Origin of the sequence: Mycobacterium sp. (genome assembly GCF_008709575.1) — a bacterium.
GTDB lineage: Bacteria > Actinomycetota > Actinomycetes > Mycobacteriales > Mycobacteriaceae > Mycobacterium.
Genome location: NZ_VYIK01000489.1, coordinates 1 through 587, shown reverse-complemented (window position 1 = coordinate 587; position 587 = coordinate 1). Strand labels below are relative to the sequence as shown.

Sequence of the window (587 nt, the reverse complement as noted above, 5' to 3'; positions counted from 1 at the left end):
ACGACACGCCCGCCGACCTCACCGGCTCGTACACCACTTCCCTGGACGCAACTCGGATTTCTACCGAGCTGACGCCCCAGAAGTAGCGGCCGATGATTTGGGCCGCTGGCCGGTCAGCCCGTAGGCGGTCCGCAGCGCCACCGCCATGATCGTGTTGGTCGGGTGAACGCCACTGGAGGTGACGAACACACTGCCGTCGGCGACGTAGACATTGTCCATCTGGTGTATTCGCCCATCACCGGCGACGACGCTCGTCTTCGGGTCCACGCCCATCTGCATCCCGCCCATAGTGTGCTTGCCGTGCGGTGTAGGATCTCCCCCCAGCTCATTTGCCAGATGGTAGGGAAATGCGGCGTACAGCTGTGCGCCGGATGCCCCGCACAGCGCGGCGACCAGCGGCACGAAGAAGTCTTGCGAGGCCTTCTCGAACTTTCCGATCTGGTAGGTGATCCGCGGCGCCGGCTGGCCGTTGAGGTCTTTGATCGTCGGATCGAGAGTGACGTTGTTGGTCAGGTACGGCATGTCGGTGGCGAAACATTCAACGCCGGCGAGCCGGTCGCGCAAAAGCGAGGCCCGCATCAGCTCCT

Annotated in this window: 1 protein-coding gene; it reads right to left on the bottom strand. The window is 63.5% G+C overall.

Translation table 11 applies throughout. From position 1 onward, the window contains the following. Positions 1 to 60: 60 nt before the first annotated feature. The coding region (locus F6Q13_RS19750) for a GMC family oxidoreductase (RefSeq protein WP_293060077.1) at positions 61 to 587 on the bottom strand (527 nt) is incomplete at its 5' end.